This window comes from Paraglaciecola sp. (assembly GCF_051252315.1).
Lineage (GTDB): Bacteria > Pseudomonadota > Gammaproteobacteria > Enterobacterales > Alteromonadaceae > Paraglaciecola.
Map to the genome: position 1 here is coordinate 1 of NZ_JBPOFP010000177.1, position 6053 is coordinate 6053.

Sequence of the window (6053 nt, forward strand, 5' to 3'; positions counted from 1 at the left end):
ACCTATGCTCAAACGTTAGCTGAGGCAAAAGTGTTATATCAAGAGTCTAAAAAACACATAGTGTTATTAGACTTAGTGATGCCTGACTGCACTATTACTGAAATTTTTAGCTTTGCTAAACAATTAGAAGAAAACAATACACGCACAATCATAGTCTCTGGCCAGGATAATTTTGATGTACGTTTAGGTGCAATAAGTGCCAATGTATCTGATTTCATAGTAAAACCTTACCAAATCACAAATTTAGTCGCCAAAATTAGAAGTGCACTTTTGTTAGATCTTGTGCGTCCTTTCAAAGTTTTTCTAGTAGACGATCAGGAATCAGTTGCCACGTATTTTAGATCGACATTAGAAGCTTATGATATGGAAGTGAAAGTACTTCTCGATCCAACTAAAATATTAGAAACCTTAAAAGAGTTTGATCCTGACATATTTTTGTTCGATTTATTTATGCCTAAAGTTAATGGAATTGAGCTAGCCAAAATTATTCGTTTAATGGAAAAGTATGATCCAATCCCAATCGTATTTTTAACGTCTGAAGATACCATTCAAACCAAATTAGAAGTCCTTGAATGTGGCTGTGATGACGTTCTTCCTAAAAATATTGCACCAGAAATATTAGTCAAACAACTTTCAAGTCGTCTTAAACGTGGACAAGAATTGCGTTATTTAAATAGCCGCGACAGTTTAACAGGGCTATTAAATCACGGACAGATTATGGAAGCAGCCAATAGCGCAATGCAGTTAGGTATTAGACGAAGTTCTCCCACAATCGTGGCCATGATAGATCTTGATTTTTTCAAAGCTGTAAATGACACTCATGGCCATGCAGCAGGCGATAAAGTATTAATGGGACTTGGGCAGTTATTATTACAACATGTAAGACAGACTGATTATATTGGTCGTTATGGTGGTGAAGAATTTTTATTGGTTTTCCCTGATTCTGAACTTGAAGTAATTAAACGAAAGTTAGATCAAATTAGAGATGTATTATCTTCATTGACCTTCAAACATGAAAAAAAGAATTTTAACGTTACCTACAGTGCCGGCATTGCTAGTTCAGAAGAATATCTTACTTTGACAGATATATTGATAGCTGCGGATAGTGCCTTATACAAAGCCAAAGAAAAGGGACGGAACAACGTACAAATAAACCGCAAAAATTAAAGACGAGAGCCTGCGTTAGTTTTACTTAAATAACTAATAACCTCAGAAGCAATATCATCCAAAGGTAGAACTTTATCTACTCCCCCCATTTTTATTGCTTCTTTGGGCATACCAAATACAACACAAGTTTCTTCACTTTGAGCAATAGTGTATGCGCCTTCAGAATGAAGTTTTTTCATGCCGGCGGCTCCATCTTTACCCATACCCGTTAAAATCACCCCTAAAGTATTTTTGCCAGAGCACTTTTCCAAAGAGGCAAACATCACATCCACTGAGGGTTTATGTCCGCTAACACGTTCAGCATCACTTAAACTAATTTTATAATCCGCACCACTTTTAGTGACTTCCATGTGCAAGTGACCGGGTGCCAAATAGGCATTTCCCGGCAGCAAACGCTCGCCTCCTTTAGCTTCAATAACATTCATTTTGCACAGGCCATTCAGTCTAGTGGCAAAAGACGTGGTAAAGCCTGGAGGCATATGTTGAGTTATCACAATTGCAGGCGCATTAGCAGGTAAATTCATTAACACTTCTTTAATTGCTTCAGTGCCACCGGTAGAAGCCCCGATTGCAATAATCCGTTCAGTGCCCATAATTGTTAGAGGTTTTATGCTCTTGTTGGTAATTTTTATAATCGGTTTAACTTTAGAAAGTGACGCGGTGCGGATCTTATCCAATATAAAATCTCTATACTCTTCTATACCTTGTGCCACTCCTAATTTAGGTTTAGGCACAAAATCAATGGCTCCTAATTCCAGAGATCTTAAGGTCGCCTCTGCACCTTGCTCCGTCAGGGTTGAGATCATCACCACAGGAGTTGGCCTAGCTTTCATTAATTTATCTAGAAAGGTTAAACCATCAACTTTTGGCATTTCAATATCTAAGGTAATAACATCTGGCGAATATCTATTGACTAAATCTCTTGCAACATAAGCGTCTTGTGCTGCGCCAACGACAGTCATTCCCGGGTCGGCTTCTATAATTTCGGTAAGCAAGCTACGAATAAGAGCCGAATCATCCACTATCAAGACTTTAATCGTCATAATCTATCATCCATTAAAATAGGTCCACTTCGCCACTGGGTTTAGATTGACGAATACGCATTCTGTATTCACTTTCACGATCCATAATGGTTGAATTATGTAGAGATTTAATTTTTCTAACCAATACCTTGCCAGTTTCTGGGAAAAAATACACTTTTCTTGGAAATTCATCTAATAAATCACTGGCTAGAATAGGAATATTTTCAGCTTTAAGGTAGTCCACGACAAACTCAGCATTTCTCTGGCCAACACTATTTAATGTTAATCCTCGAAGTACATTTCCTCCACCAAAAATTTTGGCTTCGAGACGATTTTTATCCGCACCCAATTTCAACATTTGGTTAATTAACAATTCCATTGCAAACACACCGTATCGGGCTGACTCTGAAACTGATGAAATAGTTGTAGAATCGTCGCTGGGTAATAAAAAGTGATTCATCCCACCTATATTTAACTTTGGATCTCTTAAACATACTGACACACAAGAACCCAATACAGTGACGATTAAGGTGTCATCAGTAGTCGCATAATACTCGCCAGGTAATATTTTAACGGCATCGCAGTCAAAGTGCCGGTCTTTGTACCGATTAGGTTGAAAACTTGTGCTTGAACTCACCGTCCCCCTCCCACAGGTTGATAAATAGTATTACCTAAAGGCGTCACCAAATGGCCAGCTCCCGCAAAGGTTTCTGAATGCCCAGCAATATAAATTCCTGTCTTTGGCATTAACCGGACCATACGAGTTAAAATTTCAAGTTGTGTAGGTTTATCAAAATATATCATCACATTGCGACAGAATATAACGTCGATTGGGCCTTTTAATGCCCATTTATTATGGGTCAGGTTAATTTGTTGAAAGGTCACCATTTTTGCTAATTCAGGTACTACTCGCACTTTTCCTTGATTAGCCCCAACCCCTTTATGGAAAAACCGTTTCTTTTGCTCAACACTTAAGTTTTTAACATTATCAAGGGAGTAAACTCCTTGTTTTGCCTTTTGTAAAACCGTGGTATCAATATCAGATGCGATAATTTCTACCGGAGGATTAAAACATCCGTATGCTTCTACAACCGTCATAGCAATAGAGTATGGTTCTTCACCTGTACTGCTGGCTGAGCACCATATTTTTAATGGTCCTGGGTGCCTATGAATGTAGTCTTTTAATAAAGGGAAATGATGCTTTTCTCTAAAAAAGGATGTCAGGTTGGTTGTCAGTGAATCAATGAATGATTGTTCTTCTGACGGATGACTATGTAAATACCCTAAATACTCAGAGAATGTTTTTAACTTTAAAGCACGCAGCCGCCTTGCCAAACGGCTGTATACCATTGAGTCTTTACTGTCTGCCAGCCGAATTCCTGTTTTTTGATACAGGAGTTCTCTAATTTTATCAAACTCCTGACGACGAAAAGTAAACTCTTTCTCTTCACCAAATACAGACACAGCGCGCCCCTTTCTAGAAGCTCTCCCATTCATCATCTTCAGGTGCTTGAGGTTTAGCTACTTTAGCAGGGGCTGCTTTTTTGACTGGAGCTGAAGGCGCCAATTTTTGCTGACTAGGAGCCGCTGCAACGGGTTGAGAAAGGTTAGCCGCACTATTCTCATCTAAAACAAAAGTAGAAACTCTACTAGATAATTGCTGTGCTTGAGATTGTAAACTTTCAGCTGCTGCTGCAGCTTCTTCAACCAAGGCTGCATTTTGTTGAGTGACTTCATCCATTTGAGTAACAGCCTTACCTACTTCATCAATACCTGAAGCCTGTTCTGCAGAAGCTGCTGCTATCTCAGACATAATATCATTCACTCGTTTTATGGAGGTCACAATATTACCCATTGTTTCTCCAGATTGATTAACCAGACTATTGCCGTTTTCAATCTTGGTTACGGAGTCAGAAATGAGCTCTTTTATATCTTTTGCAGCATTTGCCGAACGTTGAGCTAAGGTTCTAACCTCAGAAGCCACTACGGCAAAACCTCTCCCCTGCTCCCCTGCTCTAGCTGCTTCAACAGCCGCATTCAGAGCAAGTATATTAGTTTGGAAAGCAATGCCATCGATCACACCGATAATATCTGAAATTTTCTGGGCAGATTCATTAATAGACGTCATAGTTTCAACTACTTGTTGAATTAACTCGCCACCATCAATGGCGACAGTCGATGCTTCAGAAGCTAAACCATTTGCTTGATTGGCATTTTCAGCATTCAACCTTACCGTACCTGTTAACTCTTCCATACTTGAAGCTGTTTCTTCAAGACTTGATGCTTGTTGTTCAGTTCGGCTAGATAAATCGGCATTTCCAGATGCAATTTCTGACGAAGCACTATTAATCACATCGGCAGCACCTCGAATCTCACCAATCATTGACGTTAGGTTTTCCGACGTACTATTACAGTAGTCTGCTAATTCAGCAAATGTACCTTGGTAACTACCATCAATACGTTTGGATAAATCACCATCAGATATTGCCATTAACACGCGGGCAATATCTTGTAATCCTTGATCAGTTGTTTCAATTAAACTATTCAAACCTTCGGCAATATTTAGCATAAAGCCTTCTTTATTTGCGGTACCTATGCGTTCGCTGAAATCACCTTTATTTGCCGCTTCTACTATGGTTGAAACTTCTTTTTCAGCCTCAACTTCTGCTGTTCTGTCTAACCACTCTACAACTGTACCGATTCGCACACCTTTCTCATCTTTAATAGGGTTAGCTATTAACCTGAAATACAAATTCCCAACTTTTATTTGGGTTTTATAGGTGGTTGTTAACTTTTCTAATAACGTACTTTGATGAGCAGGGTTTTTATGGAATACATCGATATTACTCCCTACAACTGTGTCAACAGAGAAATTAGGTAGCTCTTTACGTAAATCAGTCTCTACATTACGTAACATTTGCTCTACTGCCGCATTCATATAAATAACTTCACGCTCTGCGTTGGCAATCATTACACAGGAAGATGTTTTGTTTAAAGACTCTAATATACGCTGAACACGTCTTTCTTCAGCAACTGAATGAGTAATATCCAACCACTCAACCACAGTGCCTAAACGTTGTTTGTCATCAGAAAAAATAGGGGTAGCGGTTAATCTAAACTCTAATGTTGCAACCTTAATGTTGCTGGTATAAGTTTCAGTTAAGTTGCCCAATAATGAAGATTGATGAGCCGGGTTTTTATGGAAAATATCCATATTACTTGACAATACTTTGTCTACCGCAAAATTTGGTAAAACTGTTTGGAGTTCTTTCTCTACACCACGTAACATTTTTGTCACTGATTCATTTAAATAAATGATATTGCGATTTTCATCCGCAATCATCACGTTGGTAGAAGTGGCATCCAAAGACGCTAAAATTCTGGTAGAAGAAATATTTTTCTCTACTGAAGATTTTACAAACTCTACCATATGGCTAAAGGCACCCATGACACTGTCCGGTTTATCCGTTTCGGGCACATCTACATGAGCATCACCTTCAGCTATTTTTCTGGCTAAAGTCTGTAAGGTACTCGGGTCTCCACCTAATCTGGCAAGAATATCTTTAGAAATAATCCAAGAAGAAAATACAACAACTATAATCGACACCAAAACCAACAAGTTGAATATCAAATGATAAAAATCAACTACAGATAAACCATCTTCGGTTTGTTCTACTACGTAAGTATTTGCCCGGCTGACTAATTTTGTAATCGCCTCCTTATGCTCGTCGAAATATTCTCTAGCTTTGGGTTTATAACTTAGCAGTAATTCAATATTACCTTGTTTTGTGGCTGGAATAATCTCTTCTTCAACAATGTCTATTAGGTGTTTAGTGGAATCATCTAGTTCGCCACCAATGTAAG

At 38.6% G+C, this 6053-nt stretch carries 5 protein-coding genes; 1 reads left to right on the forward strand and 4 read right to left on the reverse strand.

What is annotated here, in order from left to right:
- The coding region (locus ACSHXM_RS20465; protein WP_435692022.1) for a diguanylate cyclase at positions 1-1167 on the forward strand (1167 nt) is incomplete at its 5' end.
- Here ACSHXM_RS20465 and ACSHXM_RS20470 read toward each other — a convergent pair.
- Genes ACSHXM_RS20470 through ACSHXM_RS20485 form a run of 4 tightly spaced genes read right to left on the reverse strand, consistent with a single transcriptional unit; the run spans position 1164 to position 5619 of the window.
- Positions 1164-2210, reverse strand: a complete 1047-nt coding sequence (locus ACSHXM_RS20470) for a protein-glutamate methylesterase/protein-glutamine glutaminase (RefSeq protein WP_435692024.1) — start codon at positions 2208-2210, stop codon at positions 1164-1166. The genes ACSHXM_RS20465 and ACSHXM_RS20470 overlap by 4 nt on opposite strands.
- Positions 2211-2223: 13 nt before the next feature.
- The gene (gene cheD / locus ACSHXM_RS20475) at positions 2224-2826 is read right to left on the reverse strand and encodes a chemoreceptor glutamine deamidase CheD (protein ID WP_435692026.1); all 603 of its coding nucleotides are present in this window, start codon (positions 2824-2826) and stop codon (positions 2224-2226) included.
- A complete protein-coding gene (locus ACSHXM_RS20480; protein WP_435692028.1) occupies positions 2823-3686 on the reverse strand; it encodes a CheR family methyltransferase in 864 nt (287 codons plus the stop codon). Before ACSHXM_RS20480 ends, cheD begins: the two co-directional genes overlap by 4 nt.
- Positions 3667-5619, reverse strand: a complete 1953-nt coding sequence (locus ACSHXM_RS20485; RefSeq protein WP_435692030.1) for a methyl-accepting chemotaxis protein — start codon at positions 5617-5619, stop codon at positions 3667-3669. The genes ACSHXM_RS20480 and ACSHXM_RS20485 overlap by 20 nt, the downstream gene beginning before the upstream one ends.
- Positions 5620-6053: the final 434 nt, after the last annotated feature.

Coding starts and splice junctions, on each gene's coding strand:
- ACSHXM_RS20485 (WP_435692030.1), bottom strand. CDS start 5,619: ATGGTAGAGTTTGTAAAATCTTCAGTAGAGAAAAATATTTCTTCTACC.
- ACSHXM_RS20480 (WP_435692028.1), bottom strand. CDS start 3,686: ATGAATGGGAGAGCTTCTAGAAAGGGGCGCGCTGTGTCTGTATTTGGT.
- ACSHXM_RS20470 (WP_435692024.1), bottom strand. CDS start 2,210: ATGACGATTAAAGTCTTGATAGTGGATGATTCGGCTCTTATTCGTAGC.